The 16,269-nt window shown below is 60.1% G+C and carries 12 protein-coding genes, 1 tRNA gene and 1 pseudogene; 8 read left to right on the top strand and 6 right to left on the bottom strand.

Features of this window, described 5'->3' with window-relative positions:
* Nucleotides 1-521 precede the first annotated feature (521 nt).
* From ON753_RS21810 to ON753_RS21790, 5 genes are all read left to right on the top strand, one after another.
* Nucleotides 522-3,653, top strand: coding sequence for a DEAD/DEAH box helicase (locus ON753_RS21810; protein ID WP_265965418.1), 3,132 nt, complete (start codon nt 522-524; stop codon nt 3,651-3,653).
* Nucleotides 3,653-4,054: an RNA-binding S4 domain-containing protein gene (locus ON753_RS21805; RefSeq protein ID WP_265967229.1), complete on the top strand. Its 402-nt coding sequence runs from the start codon at nt 3,653-3,655 to the stop codon at nt 4,052-4,054. Before ON753_RS21810 ends, ON753_RS21805 begins: the two co-directional genes overlap by 1 nt.
* Nucleotides 4,055-4,276: 222 nt before the next feature.
* On the top strand, nt 4,277-4,609 hold the full coding sequence (fdxA, locus tag ON753_RS21800; RefSeq protein WP_265965415.1) for a ferredoxin FdxA: 333 nt from the start codon (nt 4,277-4,279) through the stop codon (nt 4,607-4,609).
* Between the two features lie 474 nt (nt 4,610-5,083).
* Nucleotides 5,084-5,674 (top strand): CarD family transcriptional regulator, encoded by a 591-nt coding sequence (locus ON753_RS21795; protein ID WP_265965412.1) that lies wholly within the window; start codon nt 5,084-5,086, stop codon nt 5,672-5,674.
* Between the two features lie 467 nt (nt 5,675-6,141).
* A complete protein-coding gene (locus tag ON753_RS21790; protein WP_265965409.1) occupies nt 6,142-7,005 on the top strand; it encodes an RNA polymerase factor sigma-32 in 864 nt (287 codons plus the stop codon).
* A 115-nt stretch (nt 7,006-7,120) separates the two neighbouring features.
* Here the strand turns inward: ON753_RS21790 and ON753_RS26760 are convergent, their stop codons facing one another.
* The 3 genes and pseudogenes from ON753_RS26760 to ON753_RS21780 all read right to left on the bottom strand — a co-directional run bounded on the left by ON753_RS26760 (nt 7,121) and on the right by ON753_RS21780 (nt 9,348).
* The gene (locus tag ON753_RS26760) at nt 7,121-8,017 is read right to left on the bottom strand and encodes a M48 family metalloprotease (protein WP_323054769.1); all 897 of its coding nucleotides are present in this window, start codon (nt 8,015-8,017) and stop codon (nt 7,121-7,123) included.
* Nucleotides 8,018-8,153: 136 nt separating this feature from the next.
* Nucleotides 8,154-8,336, bottom strand: a pseudogene (locus tag ON753_RS26755) (M48 family metalloprotease); the annotation flags it as partial.
* A 289-nt stretch (nt 8,337-8,625) separates the two neighbouring features.
* Nucleotides 8,626-9,348 carry a hypothetical protein gene (locus ON753_RS21780; RefSeq protein WP_265965407.1) on the bottom strand — a complete coding sequence of 241 codons (723 nt, stop codon included), beginning with the start codon at nt 9,346-9,348 and terminating at the stop codon, nt 8,626-8,628.
* Between the two features lie 415 nt (nt 9,349-9,763).
* Here ON753_RS21780 and ON753_RS21775 point away from each other — a divergent pair.
* A tRNA-Arg gene (locus ON753_RS21775) sits at nt 9,764-9,840 on the top strand.
* A 1,120-nt stretch (nt 9,841-10,960) separates the two neighbouring features.
* On the opposite strand, the gene ON753_RS21770 is transcribed toward ON753_RS21775, so the two are convergent.
* Nucleotides 10,961-11,641: a hypothetical protein gene (locus ON753_RS21770; RefSeq protein ID WP_265965405.1), complete on the bottom strand. Its 681-nt coding sequence runs from the start codon at nt 11,639-11,641 to the stop codon at nt 10,961-10,963.
* 485 nt (nt 11,642-12,126) lie between these two features.
* Between ON753_RS21770 and ON753_RS21765 the strand changes: the two genes are divergently transcribed.
* Nucleotides 12,127-12,447: a hypothetical protein gene (locus ON753_RS21765; RefSeq protein ID WP_265965402.1), complete on the top strand. Its 321-nt coding sequence runs from the start codon at nt 12,127-12,129 to the stop codon at nt 12,445-12,447.
* 161 nt (nt 12,448-12,608) lie between these two features.
* Here ON753_RS21765 and ON753_RS21760 read toward each other — a convergent pair whose 3' ends face one another.
* Nucleotides 12,609-13,793, bottom strand: a complete 1,185-nt coding sequence (locus ON753_RS21760) for an MFS transporter (RefSeq protein ID WP_265965399.1) — start codon at nt 13,791-13,793, stop codon at nt 12,609-12,611.
* 80 nt (nt 13,794-13,873) lie between these two features.
* Between ON753_RS21760 and ON753_RS21755 the strand changes: the two genes are divergently transcribed.
* Nucleotides 13,874-14,863, top strand: coding sequence for an AraC family transcriptional regulator (locus ON753_RS21755; RefSeq protein WP_265965396.1), 990 nt, complete (start codon nt 13,874-13,876; stop codon nt 14,861-14,863).
* A gap of 147 nt (nt 14,864-15,010) precedes the next feature.
* Here ON753_RS21755 and ON753_RS21750 read toward each other — a convergent pair whose 3' ends face one another.
* Nucleotides 15,011-16,189 carry an AI-2E family transporter gene (locus ON753_RS21750; protein ID WP_265965393.1) on the bottom strand — a complete coding sequence of 393 codons (1,179 nt, stop codon included), beginning with the start codon at nt 16,187-16,189 and terminating at the stop codon, nt 15,011-15,013.
* Nucleotides 16,190-16,269 lie beyond the last annotated feature (80 nt).

Genomic DNA, 16,269 nt, shown 5'->3' with positions numbered 1-16,269 from the left:
GCGACCGGAGACTAAATTTAACTGGGGCAGGCCGTCCTCCGGCCTACTAGATGTTGTGAGAACAAACGGGAAACCTGATTGAATCAGCGATTCGACCCGGATTCGTTCACCCTGTGTCCAAAGGTAAACCCCAACGTCGTGGAAGCCGGACACCGGTTATCGGGAATTTAATCATTGACAGACTTTTCCGTCGATCCGGCACCCCGTGCCGGCAAAGACTCAAACCCTTGACCGGATTCACGATTTGGTAGCGCCTGAGCGACTCCGAACCACATGTCGTAGGGAACAAAGCCTGAATCGTCCCGAGTCAGCGATTCGGTTCCTGTTTGTTCCAGAGTCGTTCTCCACAAGATATTTAAACGGACGAAAACGGCGCCTATATTCCAAAAGAATGGGGACACGACCCTCTCGCGTGTGTTAGACACGCGGCACCAGATATAGGCGCAAGTGCCATTTCAGATCGATCTCGATCACCGTGAACTGGTTCCGCCGCCGGAAGAAAGCCGATCACTACAGTTTCCATGTCCCGTCCTCAATTCCTGTCGTTGCCGCCGTCAGCACGGTCACGCACCGTGACTGCAGTCCTCGGTCCGACCAATACCGGAAAAACGCATCTGGCCATCGAGCGCATGCTTGCGCAGCCTTCCGGGCTGATCGGCCTGCCCCTGCGGCTGCTGGCGCGCGAGGTCTACGGCCGCGTTGCCGAACGCGCGGGCCCGGATGCCGTCGCGCTGATCACCGGCGAAGAAAAGATCATTCCGAAAAACCCGCGCTTCTGGGTATCGACCGTCGAGGCGATGCCCATGGACCTCAACACGGAATTCGTCGCCATCGACGAGGTCCAGCTTGCGGGCAACCTGGATCGCGGCCATGTCTTCACGGACCGCATCCTGAACCTGCGCGGCAAGTCCGAGACCCTGCTTCTGGGCGCCGCGACAATCCGCCCGCTGCTGGAAAGGCTGCTGCCCGGGCTCAACGTGGTCACCCGTCCGCGCATGTCCGTTCTGGAATATGCCGGCTCCAAGAAGGTCTCCCGCCTGCCGGCACGTTCGGCGATCGTCGCCTTCTCGGCCGACGAGGTCTATTCGATCGCGGAACTGCTCCGCCGCCAGCGGGGCGGTGCGGCCGTCGTCCTGGGTTCCTTGAGCCCGCGCACCCGCAACGCCCAGGTGGAGCTGTTCCAGAACGGCGACGTGGAACACCTGGTTGCGACCGACGCCATCGGCATGGGCCTGAACCTCGACGTCCATCACATCGCCTTTGCCGGCAACCGCAAATATGACGGCTACCAGTACCGCCAGCTGACCGCCGCGGAGATGGGCCAGATCGCCGGGCGCGCCGGCCGGCACACGAAAGACGGCACGTTCGGCGTGACCGGGCGGGTCGATCCGCTGGACGATCACCTGATCGAGCAGATCGAAAGCCACCACTTCGACACCCTCAAAGTGCTGCAATGGCGCAACACTGCGCTGGATTTTTCATCCGTCGACGCACTGCGCCACAGCCTGGATGTGGTCCCGAAAGAGGATGGTCTCGCAAGGGCGCCGACGGGAGACGATATCGCGGCTCTTGAACAATTGTTGCGCGATCCGGCAATATCCGACATGGCAAGGGGCGAAAAAGCGGTCGAATTGCTATGGGACGTGTGTCAGGTGCCCGACTATCGTAAGATCGCGCCGGCCAACCATGCGGAGCTGCTGAACACGATTTACACCCATCTGATGCAGGATAATGTCATTGCCGACGACTGGTTTACCCGTCAATTGGCCTTCGCAGACCGCACATATGGTGATATCGACACACTCGCAAACCGGATTGCTCACATCCGGACCTGGACTTATGTCGCCAATCGCCCCGACTGGCTGGCCGATCCGGCCCACTGGCAGGGCGAGACGCGCGGCATCGAAGATAAACTATCCGACGCCCTTCACGAGCGGCTGACACAGCGCTTCGTGGATCGGCGGACAAGTGTATTGATGCGACGTTTGAGAGAGAACGCAATGCTGGAAGCGGAAATTACATCGAGCGGCGATGTGCTCGTGGAAGGTCAGCACATCGGAAACCTGCTTGGCTTCCGGTTCGCGCCCGATTCCGCGGCCGAGGGCCCGGATGGCAAGACCGTTCGCGCGGCCGCGCAAAAGGCCCTGACGAGCGAGATCGAGTCCCGCGCTGAAAAGCTCGGCAAGTCCGACAATCCGGACTTCGTGCTGACCTCCGAAGGCGTCATCCGCTGGCGCGGCGAACCGGTGGCCAAGCTGGTGGCCGGTGAAGACGTGCTGTCGCCGACGGTGCTGCTCCTGGCGGACGAACACCTGACCGGGCCCGCCCGGGAAACCGTGCAGAACCGCCTGGACCTCTGGATCAATTCGCAGATCGGCACGCTGTTGAAGCCGCTTCTGGACCTGAAGGCCGGCGAAGGCCTGGAAGGCCTGGCGCGCGGTATCGCCTACCGTGTCGTGGAAGGCCTCGGCATTCTTGAGCGCCAGGAAGCAGCCGATGAAATCCGCCAGCTGGACCAGGACATGCGCGCCTCGCTGCGCAAGCACGGCATCCGGTTCGGCGCCTATACCATCTTCGTCCCGGCCCTGCTGAAACCGGCGCCGAGCCAGCTCCTGGCCCAGCTGTGGGCCCTCAAGCACGGTTCGCTGGACATGAACGGCATGGCCGAACTGCCGCAACTGTCGGCATCCGGCCGCACCTCCATCCCGGTCGATGAGACCATCGACAAGGCGCTTTACAAGGTCGTCGGCTTCCGGGTCTGCGGCCCGAGGGCCGTGCGCGTCGATATCCTGGAGCGCCTGGCCGACCTGATCCGTCCGCTGATCGCCTGGAAACCGCTCGACGCCGAAGTCAGCCCGCCCGAAGGCGCGATCGCCCAGGGCGGCGGCTTCACCGTAACGGTTGCCATGACCTCTTTGCTCGGCTGTGCGGGCGAGGATTTCTCCGCCGTTCTCAAGACCCTCGGCTACCGCATGGAGAGCAGGGAAGTGCAGCGGCCGGCCGCCGCGAAACCTGTGGCGACGCCAGCGGAACAGGCGAGCGCCGAGACGCCTGCCGAAACGGCTGAGGCAAGCCCGGACGCCGCTGAGACGGAGCCTGCCGAAGCGCAAGAAGCCGGTGCGGAAACCTCCGGCGAGGAAGCCTCCGCTCAGGAAGCTGTCGCCGCGGCGGTAGAATCCGCAGCCGAGACCACCGCTGCAGAGCTTGCCGTTGCCGAGACAGCCGTTGCCGAAGCGGATGCTCCAGCGGAAGCTGCATCCGAGGCTGCCGCCGAAACGGTCGTCGAAGCCGCTGTCGAGATAGCAGCGGAAGCCCCCGCGGAAGCTGCATCGGACGAACCCGCGGCCGAAGTGGAAACGGTCACCATCGAGATCTGGCGGCCAGGTCGTCATGACAGGCGCCCGCGCGGCCGTCCGGACCAGCGCCGCGGCGACAACCGCAAGGCCCAGGGCGAAAAGCGCCAGGGCCAGGGTCATCAGGGCAAGGGCGGCAAAGGCGGCCCCAATCGCAGCCGTGGCGGCCAGCCCGGCGGACAAAGAGGCTTTGAGGGCGGACAACGCCGCGACAAGCCCAGGGAAAAGCCGATCGATCCGAATTCACCCTTTGCCGCGCTGCTGGCGCTCAAGGCGGATATGGACAAGGACAAAAAGTAATTCCGACGCCTGATCCACAAGCTGCCGGCGGCAGCCTGCGCATCGACAAGTGGCTCTGGCACGCCAGGGTCACCAAATCCCGATCCCTGGCTCAGAAGCTGGCCACGTCCGGGCGTGTCAGGGTGAACAAGGACAAGATCTCCTCCGCCAGCAAGACGGTCAGGAGCGGCGATGTGCTCACCATCGCCCTCGAGCGGCGCGTTCTCGTGCTCAAGGTGCTCGCCCTCGGCACCCGGCGCGGACCGTACGAAGAGGCCCGCATGCTTTATGAGGATCTGTCTCCGCCGCCTGCCCCGAAAGAGGCCCCGGGTCCTGCCTCGCCCGCGCAGCGCGATGCCGGATCGGGTCGCCCGACCAAGCGCGATCGGCGCAAACTCGACGCCTTTCGCAACGACGACTGAAGCAGAATCCCGGATACCGCGCGAAAACAGAATAACTTTCTCTCATCGGCCCGATATGCGTCATCCTGGGCGCTTGCGTGTCTCGGCCAAAAACGATACCCAACAGCGGCAAGAGAATTTAACCTGCGCTTCCCGACGGGACGCAAGGCACTAAAATGGCTGCCGAAGGCATGCGAGGCTTGACCGTCATCGCGCCGCCGAACGGCGCCGAGTGAGGATCCGATGACCTACGTCGTCACAGACAATTGCATCAAGTGCAAATACACCGACTGTGTTGAAGTGTGCCCGGTGGATTGTTTCTACGAAGGCGAGAACATGCTCGTCATCAACCCGGACGAATGCATCGACTGCGGTGTCTGTGAGCCGGAATGCCCGGCCGAAGCGATCCTGCCGGACACGGAGCCCGGCCTTGAAAAATGGATCGAGCTGAACGCCGAATACTCCGAGAAGTGGCCCAACATCACGGAGAAGAAAGATCCTCTGCCCGAGGCGGAAGAGTTCGACGGCAAGGAAAACAAGCTCGCGCAGTATTTTTCAGCGAACCCGCCCGAGTGAGTCGCGAACTGCTAGCTGCGTCAGACTGACGCAAGCTGCTTGTGGGCAGTGCAATACGGCAGCCCTTCATAAGGGTTTTCAAGTACCTGCGGATTGGCGTGCCGCGGGTGCCCTGTGTGGTGTTTGTGCACCGCCTAAGCACAGCTCTTTAATTTTCCACAAGACTGTGCTATATATTACTTTAAGTCGCCACCCACGAGAACAACCCCCAAAACGGAGTCTTCGAAACGCGTCCCGGATCTTCAGAAACCGGACAGCGTGAGATCCCGGCAGCTTTCATGACTGACAAGGTTCTATAGTGGAAAGCAACGACTGACCAGCCCTGACACGCCGCGTTATCAACAGGCGTTCCATCATCGGATCGCACGGCAGGGTGCGTGTCACAAAAGAACAGGGGACCGCGACGCGGTCCGTCCCAGTTCTGACAGGCTAAGGTCTGACAGAACCAACAACTGCGCAGGAGAGAATACGAGCATGGCAATGAACACCAAAAAGACCGCGCAGCGTCAAGGGTTCAAAACCGGCGAGTACATCGTATACCCGGCTCACGGCGTCGGGCAGATTACCGCCATTGAAGAACAGAACGTTGCAGGTCACTCTTTGGAGTTGCTCGTCATCGTTTTTGAACAGGACAAGATGACCCTTCGTGTCCCGATTGCCAAGATCGCATCCGTCGGCATGCGCAAGCTCGGCGATCCGGCAGCGGTCAAGAAGGCCCTGGAAACCGTACAGGGCCGCCCGCGGGTCAAGCGCACCATGTGGAGCCGCCGCGCGCAGGAATATGAAGCGAAGATCAATTCCGGCGACCTGAACGCGATCTCCGAAGTGGTCCGCGACCTGTTCCGGTCTGACAGCCAGCCGGAGCAGTCCTATTCCGAACGCCAGCTCTATGAAGCTGCACTCGACCGTATGGCACGCGAAATCGCAGCCGTGAACAAATGTTCGGAAACCGAAGCGGTCAAGCAGATCGAACAGAACCTGGCTAAATCTCCGAGCCGCCTCAAGGCTGCAGCCGCCGCTGAAGCCGATGTGGAAGAGGAAGACGGCAAGGAAGAAGCCGCCTGACAACGGGGCCTCTGCCTCACTGGAAATTTGCAGGGCCCGGAGAAATCCGGGCCCTTTTTGTTGACGGGCCGCACCCAAGGCAAGATGATCGGTGCAACCCGTTTATGCTCGCGGTGATTGAATCAACCGGTCAAATGGAACCCTGGCAGCTTTCCGGCGTTCCACTAGTGCGCCTTTCAGCATTCCGGGGAATGCCGGCAGGACGCCCTAACACTTGAATATCGTTCAGCAATTGGACTTTCGATCGAATCGGTTGAACGTCTGCTGATCAAGGCCCACGACGGCGCCCGAGCGCCTCGTAACCGCTGCGGTTTCCGGCCGGATGATGCGAAATCGGGCGGTGCGGGCCACTGCTCGCGAACACATCACGCAGATGTGCAAAAATTCTGCCCCTGCGGTAGTCCGAAGTGCTCTAACCTGCGTATAGGTGTGAAATTACCCCCCGATTAGACATCGGAGCGTCGGTCATGTCCTTGAATGAAAAACGCAAGCTGGTTCAGGCAGCCATGAAAGCGCCCTACCTCACGCGTGAGGAAGAGCTGAAGCTGGCGATCCGATGGCGACATCAGCGGGATGAAAAAGCGCTTGAGAAGCTCTCCCTGTCTCACATGCGTCTGGTCATCGCGGTTGCATCCCGCTTCCGCAATTTCGGCCTGTCGCTCGGCGATCTGATTCAGGAAGGCCATGTCGGGCTGTTGGAAGCGGCCGCGCGCTTCGAACCGGAACGGGAAGTGCGGTTTTCCACCTATGCCACCTGGTGGATCCGCGCCTCGATACAGGACTATATCCTGCGCAACTGGTCGATCGTCCGCGGCGGAACCTCGTCCTCCCAGAAGGCGCTGTTCTTCAACCTGCGGCGGCTGCGCGCCAAGCTCTCCAACAATCAGACTCCGCTGTCCGACAGCGAGCTGCACCGGAAGATCGCCGACGCCATTGGCGTCAAGCAGTCCGATGTGGCCCTGATGAACGCGCGGCTCTCCGGACCGGACACCTCCCTCAACGCGCCGGTGACCGACAGTGACGGCTCGAGCGCGGACAGGCAGGACTTCCTCGTCTCCGACGCGCCCCTGCCGGATGAGATCGTCACCGGCAACATCGACGCGGAACGCCGGCACAAATGGCTGTCCTCCGCGCTTGAAGTGCTGAGCGAGCGCGAACTGAAAATCGTGCGTGAGCGGCGCCTCACCGAGGAAGGCGCCACGTTGGAATCCCTCGGCGAAAAGCTGGGCATATCCAAGGAACGCGTTCGCCAGATCGAAAGCCGGGCGATGGAAAAGCTCAAATCCGCCCTGCTGGCGGCACAGCCGGATCAGGCGGTGTATCGCGTCTGAATGCTTCGGATATCGCCTGCGAACAAATGCAATGCAGAGCCAGCCTCACCCGCCGTCCGGCTCGCCGACGGCGGGTGATGCGTTTGCGGGCGCGAGCCCACTCGAGCATTTCAGCCTAGTCGACCACCAATTTCACGGCTGTTCCCACCGGAATCGGCTTCTCGGCGCTGAGATCGTTCAGGATGGTGAAGAACTCCAGGCGCCGTGAAGGCTCGACGCCGCTCATGCCGATCGCCAGCTTGCGCGCGGTGTCGCCGGGCTTGGACGACACCACCTTGATCCGCAGCGACTGGAGGCGTGCCCTTTCGGTCGGTGTCAGCTGGCTGAAGCTTTCGACCGTCTGGTGGAAATCCTTGTCGAAGGTGTCGTTGGGCGACCGGCTGGCGAATATGAACCGGTAACCGGTTCGGCCGATGCGCAGCACCGCGATGCGGAAAGACCAGCCCTGGGTGATGGCCGAGCCTGTTACGCCGGGCAGTCCGTTGATCGTGGTCTGCCGCACGCTTTGCGGCAGGAGACCGTTGATCCAGCCGGAGGTCATATAGTCGACGAGATCGGAATAACCGCTGATATCCGCGCCGTCGAACCGGATCGCGGTCCCCTCGCCGTTGCTGGCAAGCACCGCTTCCGGGGAATTTTCGAGAATATAGCCCGAGGGAACCGTAAAGCTGATCCCCAGCGCCTTGTGCAGGAACGAGCGGCCGCGAACGAACCCCTCCAGGGGATCATCGCCGAAGAGCATGCCGTCGATCTGACTGAGATAGCGTTGCCGGTCCCGTTCGCCGATACCCGGCGCACCGATCTGGCGGGCCGAACGCACGGCAATCTGCAGCCGTTCGGGCGTCGAGGGATGCGAAGACAGGAAGTCCGGAGCGGAGGAAGATCCCTTGTCCGCCGACTGGTAAGCGGCAAAGGCCGCCATGGATCTCAGGAACCTGGATGCGGCATAGGGGTCGAAGCCGGCATTGGCCAGGGTTCTGACACCAATGGCATCGGCCTCCAGCTCCTGCACCTGGCTGAACCTTGCAAAGGAAAGCTGGGAGGAGACCAGCGCCTGGCGCGCTTCTTCCGAGATCCTGCACCACGTCGGTCAGGATCTTGTTGGCAAGCTGCTTTGCTTCCGCCCGTTCCTGGCGCTTGATGGCGTGATTGGCGGTGACATGGGCCATCTCGTGGGCCAGGACGGCGGCCACTTCGGACGTATCGTTTGCCAGGGCCAGCAGGCCGCGGGTGACATAAAGATAGCCGCCGGGCAGGGCGAAGGCGTTGATCGCCGGCGAATTCAGGATCGTGATCTTGTAGCTTTGCGAAGGATCGTCCGAGGCGGCCACCAGCCGGCCGACGACACTGGCAACGGCCCGCTCGGCACCCGCATCCTTGTAGACCCCGCCATAGGTGGCCACGACACGCGGATGCTCGCGCTCGCCGATATCATTTGCAAGGTTCGGACGCAGGGTTCCCGGAGCAACCGTGCCGACCGTCGCGCCGTCACCGAGAAACTGACAGGCCGAGACCAGAAGCACCAGGCCGCAAGCCGCCGCACCGCGCAGCCAGCCGCGCGGAACGCCGCGGATCACTCTCGCGGGCCTCCCGAAATGAGAGGGACGGAATTCGGTTCCTTTATCGGCCGCCACGTGCTGCCCTTTTATCCTCAAGTACCACCAACTGCTCCGGATGATGGAGCGCTATATGCGGGCCGTCCCATTGCTGCACGATGCCGCGCAATTCGACGCTTGCCCCGGCCAGAGCATCCACCTGCCAGCCCGACGGGGCAAGGGCTGCATCAAACAGTGCCTCGTCCGAGGCATTCAGCGTGACCGTAAAGTCTGTTTTCCAGTAGTTTCCGAAGTTTAGATAGCGGGTACGTTCCGTTTTTCCAAGGCTGACGATGCGTCCTGCCGCAATCACGTAATATCCCGTCATCTTCTTGAGCGGCTCCGGCCTCGCTGTCGAATAGATCGGCGCGGCGTTCTTGTCGCCCCACAGGCCGGCGCTTTTCGAACGGGCCTCCGCTTCGGCCTGCCGCAGGATCTCGGCGCAGGCGCCCTCTGCGCGATCGGGCGCAAACAGCGCTTCGCCCCGCAGCAACCGGACCGCCTGGAGGAGCTGTTTGCCTTTCCCGCCGTCAACGACGATCCAGGCCGGTCGCAGGCCCCAGCGGTTTTCTTCCCCGGCAGGCACCGCCTCGAGGCGCGGCGCTGCAGCCCCCGCCGTGTCGTCCCGGGCGCCGCTCGCATTCCGCGGCCGGTAGAGATCACCGGCGAAATAGCGCTCTCCCGAGGAAGCGAACACGCCGCCCTCCTCGTCGCGCACCACCGGGACGGATGTGGATCCGGCTGGCACACAGGCCTCATAGGCTGCCCGGTCGAGCGGCTTATCGCGGCTTTCCGCCAGAACTGACTGATTCGCGAATAGGACGCAGCTGACGCAAAGAACCAGCCTCGCACCGGCCAGCCTGACGCACCGTTCGTTTTCCCGGCTTCCAATATTGACTATCAAGCGCCCCCCGGACACCCTTTCCCGCATTCCCGCCGCCGACACAGTCAATCCGTCCCGGAACCGGCAAGCAGACGGTTGAGATGACCCGTTGCTAAGCAGCGAATAAGGCAAGTCCAAGACAGAACAGCAAAATACGCCCGATTTTCTGCCGCCATGCAATATTCACTGTCACTTTCTGCAGGATATTGCCCCACTTTGCTCGCTCACCCACCAGAGGGCTCGCAAAGCGCAACAAATCATGCTAAGCGACGCTTTCCATGGCCCCGTAGCTCAGCAGGATAGAGCATCAGATTCCTAATCTGAGGGTCGCGCGTTCGAATCGCGCCGGGGTCACCAATATTTTCTTTTATATTTCAGAAGCTTGTGGGTCGCATCACTGATGCGAGAAGCCATCAGTCTTGTAATTAAAAATCTATAATAAGGTGAAGAGGACGCAACTGATAGCAATTCATCCAGTTGATCAAGTGCACCTCTGAACCACCAAAGATAGAATTAGTGTGCTGATTTACTCAAAATAAATATAGCATTACAAATTTTGTTGTTTTTGCTGCTGTAAACTTTTAATACTTCCCAATCGACATGAACATTTGCTATATGTTTGATTTAGTGACTTTACTACGTGATGAAGTTAACCGATTTGAAGCCAATCTGATCACCTTTTGATTATTCAAGATTTTGGGGACGCCTCTAGCCTGCGAGACAGTTTCTCGATCAGTGGGCTTTGAGTTCAGATGATGAGTCACTGGCAATTTCGTTCGAGGATAGTCGAACTATGGGCTGGCCTCTGATCACGATCTCAGCACAGATACCACAAAAGCCGGATGAGAACCGGTGTCTCCTGCCTCATGCCATCTGTGGGCGCGACTTCCGCCGTCGATCAGGCAATCAACTCCACGGTAACGCACTATTACAACTGGAAAATGTTCGTGCCGTGGGGCACGGCTTTTCGATCTTGGCGCCAGGTCACGTATTGCATGTTTCGCCCATGCTTCCATGGTTACAAATGCATTCTCGGACGACAATATAGGTGGATTGTCCGCGAGATCGCGCTTGTGCACTTTTAGATGTTCGTGAAAAAGTCTATTCAGCGTACCTTCCGGTGACGGGGCGCCTTTTCCGTGCCCGAGATGGAGCAGCTTGCAAACTCCGTCAAACGTTGGCTCAAATTCCCGATCTTTGATCAAGTTGAATGCCTTTCTGCATTTGTGCCGCGGATGGCGCAGTATGACGTCTGCTAGGCAAAAGGAGCTCTAACGCGCTGTTTAAATTAGGCTGAGTCCGGCTCTATAACAAAGAGGCAAGCGCATGCTGAGCCCAGCTACGGTTTAGCATTCTCAGCTAGAACGAACTCAAATCGCCACTTGGGTTTGATTTGATCAGTTCCTCAGGCAAACCCGCCTGTGCCAGCGATAAGCGGACATTCGTTTGTGCGCGACGAGCTTCCACTGTGAGGTGCTCAATAGAACTCGATGTCCCGCGTTTGGTCGTCTGTACCGGCTACTTCGTGCCTGAGCGAACGCAAAATCTCGTCGTGGAAATACCTGGACCAGTGGTACGCATAATCTTCGCCCCACTCATCAAATCCTTCCTTTGAACTGGGCACTAATTCGATCACTTTTTCACTAAGATTCCCAGCCTTTAATAGTTTTCCCTTGTCTGGGAGTGGCGTGCTAAAGAGCTTCATCATCATCACTGCTTGTAGTATGATGTTCTCGTAGGCATCGAATATTCTCAGCGACTTATCGCTTAGATATAATCTAGGCATTGTCTTATCGATTTCTCCGAGCTGCTTCATCTTTCCGTCGACGTCAAACGGCTGAACCAGAGCCTCAATGAACTCGGTAATCTTGGTGTTGTTTCCGTCTTTCAATATCTGCTCGGTATTTAGAATGGTCATATATTCGACGAGCATTGTCAGTTGCGAAAGTACGTGTCTCGCCCGCAGTAATATTTCCGCCGCTTCTAGCCGTTTCGATTGGGTCGCTGAATCGCGCGCGCTCCTGGCTGCAACAAGAAAGGATCTTATTTGGTCTAATTCTTTCTCATTGTCACGAATGTCTGCTTTGAAAGATTCGAGTTTTTTATCGAAACGGTGTTCGACAGCCTTTGAGAAAAACTTGGCGATGGTCTCGCGCATTAAGAACCCGATAACTCCGATCAGGCCTGTACTGCTGATTACGCTAATCAACCAGTCTGCTAATTCTCCAGACACAAATTTACCCCGCAGCCATAATCGATGTGTTGACAGCTGGCTCGCCTTTGAAACGACAAGATATTCACGCTGTACGCTACTGTGATTCTTTATTTCTGATACCGACCCTTGAGGTGTCTTCTTTCATGTCTCACAGGACGACTGCACCTTACCCGAAATCATAACAGAGACCGGCCTATCGAACGCGACAAGGCTCTATCAAGAGCCTGAACGCACCAGAAAAACTGCTTGGGATCAAACCACTCCGTTGAGAGGTGGCCTGCCTCCGACATTGTGTCGATTTGGGTTACCCGGTATGGCTGAAACCCATGCGGATGGTTGCTTGGATACGGCAACCAAGAGCGCCACGCACTAAGTGCCGCGTGAGACATCAAATCATCGCGTGTCTGGCAGCTTCAAGAGGCCAACGAATGGATCAATCAAGTTTTTTATTTGCAATTGTTTTCTTCATTATATTTCTGGCTGTCGTCGTTGCCTTCATAAGGTGGCTGGTCGGAACGCAGAAGATTTTGGACAAACTTGCCGGCGTTGAAGACAAGATTTCAATTATCGACGTAAAGCTTGACGCGGTCCTGAATGACGTTGAAGCAGCTCATTCCTTGCAGATTGATACGGACAGTCGCATCGCCGATCTTCGCGACAAGGTACAGAACATTCAGGAAAACCTATACGACGTGATGCACACGATCGGCTACGACCCCATAGGTTCCAAGTCGCGGGAAACGGAATAACGCGAAGGCGGATCCCCCGTTTCCAAACTGGCCTGACCTAACGGGATGAACCGCCCTCGAACCGAACCGCTGCCATCGTGTCGGGATCGGCGGAGGAGAGGCGCATCCAATCAATGCAATCAGGCCCGCTGCGCCACAACGCAGCGGGCCTAATCACGATCCTACGCAGTTGCCAGAGTGCTGCGCGGGCGGCGGATGGCGAGGAGTATGAGCAGGGCCGCGGCGAACAGCGTGATGCTGCTGGCCATGAAGACGCTCGTTGCCCCGCTGGCATCAAAGATGGCACCGCCGGCGGCCGCGCCGGTCGCAATGGCAAGGTTGATGCCGGCAACGAGAAGACCACCTGCGGTTTCGGCCTGGTCCGGGGTGGTGCGCGTGAGCCAGGTCGACCAGGCGACAGGCACGACACCGAAGGCGAAGCCCCATACGGCGACCATGGCTGCAGTGGGCAGCATTACCGTACCCGACAGGACGAGCCCGGCACCCAGCAGCCCCATCAGCAGCGGAGAAGCGATCATTGCGAGGCGAAGGCTGCGGGCGATGAGAGGACCGGCGAGGAAGGTGCCGGCAAAATTGGCGATCCCAAAGCCCAGGAGGATCATCGAGACCGTGCCGATGTCGACCCGAGTGACGGTTTCGAGGAAGGGCCGGATATAGGTGAAGAACGCGAAATGTCCGGTGAAGACGAACGTCACCGCGATCATGCCCAGCCCGACGTTCGGACGGGAAAGGACTTCTCCGATGGTCCTGAGGCTCGACCGGCCGGTCGGTTTCAGACTTGGCAGGGTGGCGAACTGCACGGCCAGCGCCAGAAGACCGAGGGCTGCAGCGATGAGAAAGACGCTACGCCAGCCGATGATCTCCCCGAGAAAGCTGCCAACCGGGGCGGCCAGAACAGTAGCGCCGGAAACGCCCGCGAAGATGATGGATAGCGCGCGGGGCACATTCTCTTCCGGGACCAGCCGCATGGCGAGGGCGGTGGCCATGGTCCAGAAGCCGCCAAGCGAGATGCCGAGGAGCACGCGTCCGAGGAGCAGCAGTGGCAGATTTGGCGCGAAAGCGGCGATGAGGTTCGATGCAATCAGGAGGACCGACAGGGCGAGCAGGACGTTGCGGCGGTCGGCGCCGCGGATGATTGTGGACAGAAGGAGGCTCGTCATTAGCGCAACCGCGGCCGTGGCCGTGACCGCCTGACCGGCCATGCCTTCCGTGATGTTCAGGTCTGCCGCCATGGGAGTGAGGAGGCTGGCGGGGAGAAATTCGGAGGTGACCAGGCCGAAGACGCCCAGTCCCATGGAAAAGACGGCGCCCCATTCGGCTCGGGGTTTGCCGTGTGGCTCGTTCATCGGGAGAATCCTTTGTTGAGATAGATCGGGATCAACACGTAGGGTGGACGTCTCGGACGCGCTATGTCAGTAATCCCGGAATGCATGATCGAAAGTCTGAATCACTGTCCACAGCTGACAATCCGCGCATCTCCATGGATGTTGTGAGCGAACTGCTCATGGGCATGCGGCTGCTCGGGGTTCACTATCAGCGCGTCCTGGCCACGCCGCCGTTCGGGCTCCGGTTTGCGACCGTGCCGGGCCGGGCGCAGTTCCATTTCGTGTCGCGGGGTCCGGTCTATCTGCGCAATGCCCTGGGGGAGGTGCGGGCGATGCAGAGTGGCGACGCGGTGCTGTTGCCTCGCGGCGGCATTCATGCGCTTGTCTCTGACCCGGGCATTCCGGAAGAGGATATAGCACTCTACAAGACCGACCCGCTTTGCGGGAACATCAGCGGCATCAACGCATGTACAGCTGTGGAGGACCCATCGAGCAGCGCGTTGGTCTTCAGCGGATGCATGGAGTTCGACCTGGGCGGGATGCATCCGCTCGTTTCGCTTATGCCCGAGGCGATGTTCGTGGGGACTCTCCTGGACCGCTATCCGGAGCTTCTGCCCATGCTCGAGGCCATGGCGCGGGAGGCGGAGGCCGAGCGGGCCGGATATGCGGGAATCCTGGCGCGGCTGGCCGATGTTGTGTCGGCCTCCATCGTTCGGGCGTGGGTGGAATGCGGCTGCGGCGATGCGAGCGGATGGGTAGAGGCGTTGCGGGACCCAAGGCTTGGGCGGGTTATCGCGGCCCTGCATCGCGATCCCGGACGCAACTGGACACTGGCGGAACTGGCCGCTGAGATGGGTCGTTCGCGCTCTGTGTTTGCCGAGCGATTCATGACGGTTACCGGCATGACGCCAGTGCGATACCTCACCGAACTGCGCATGCAATTGGCGACGCAATGGATCGCACGCGATCACGTGCCGATCGACCGGGTGGCGCAGAAGCTTGGGTATAATTCACAAGCCGCCTTTAGCCGGGCCTTCAAGCGGGTCGTTGGCGTATCGCCGAGCGCAGTGCGGTCGCAGACCGGCGGGTAACTCCGACTGAACCGGAGGGGCACCAAATCCGTGCGACCGCAGCGACTGCATTCAACGCCGGCAAGCTGAGGCGCCTCCCGCTTCAAGGAACCAGCCGGCAAACTTCGCCAGCGGAATCAGTCAATTATACGAGCCTGGCAGCTGCGGTCAGCGCTCCGTCTTAGAAATATCACTGGCTTCGGAACCGTCCGCAGGCACCTCGGTGCGCGTGGTCTCGAACACCCATTCGCGCCAAATGGCGACGATCAGGGCCATCAGGACCGGGCCGACGAACAGGCCGAGGAAGCCCATGGTCTTCACGCCGCCCACGAGGCCGAAGAAGGTCGGCAGGAAAGGCAGCTTGATCGGGCCGCCGACCAGCCTTGGCCGCAAGGTCTTGTCGACGATGAAGAGCTCGGTACTGCCCCAGGCAAGAAGCGCGAGACCCGCGACCGGCGATCCGCTCGCCATGAGATAGATCGACACAAGGGTGAAGCAGAGCGGCGCGCCGCCGGGCACAAGCGCCATGAAGCCGGTGATAACGCCGAGCGTCACCGGTGACGGCACGCCGGCGAGCCAGTAGGCGGTGCCGAGCACGATGCCTTCGCCGATGGCGATCAGCGTCATGCCGGTGACGGTGGAGCCGATCGTTGCAGGAACGACCCGGGAAATCCGCGACCAGCGCGCCGGCAGAATGCGATCGCCGAGCATATCGAGCTGGGCAACGAACCGCTCTCCGTCGCGGTAGACGAAGAACAGCACGATCATCATGAACAGCAGCGTGAGGAACAGGTCGAAGAGCTCGGTCCCGGCTGCCAGCACCGCGCGGGAGATATTGCCGATATTGGCGCCGCTGACGATCTGCACCATCTCGCCGATCGCGCCCGGTTCGCCGATATACCGGCTCCACTGCCTGCTCAGCCATTCGCCGACGCCCGGCAGGGCGACGATCCATTCGGGCGTGGGTTCCCCCGTTTCGTTCGCGTGCACCGCCCAGGCGAACCAGAGGCGGACCTCCTCGATCGCAAAGCCGATCGCCAGGACGATCGGCACGATGAGAAAAGCGAGGATCAGAAGAATGGCGATGGTCGCGCCCGCTGTCCGGTTGCCCCCGACCTGCTTCAGGAGTTTCCTGTAGAGCGGCCAGCTGGCAAAGCCGATGACCAGCGCGGCAAGAACCGGAACGAGAAAGTCGCGAAAGAAATAAATCCCGGCGAGAAGGACAAGCACCAGAAGCCAGCGCGCCAGCGATATTGCCGGGATCAGGGCAGTGCGAGATGGCGCGGGCGCGCCAAGCCAGCGCGGCTCCGAGCGGCTCTTCGTAACGTCATCTTCGCGCTGATGCATAACCGGGAGGCTCCAAGGACACCGCGCATGAGAGCCACGGGACGCAAGATATTGCAAGAGCGAAACCTGCGCAGTTCTGT

It is taken from the genome of Roseibium salinum, assembly GCF_026240905.1.
GTDB lineage: Bacteria > Pseudomonadota > Alphaproteobacteria > Rhizobiales > Stappiaceae > Roseibium > Roseibium salinum.
The sequence above is the reverse complement of the archived record's forward strand: the minus strand, read 5'-3'. Positions and strand labels throughout refer to the sequence as shown.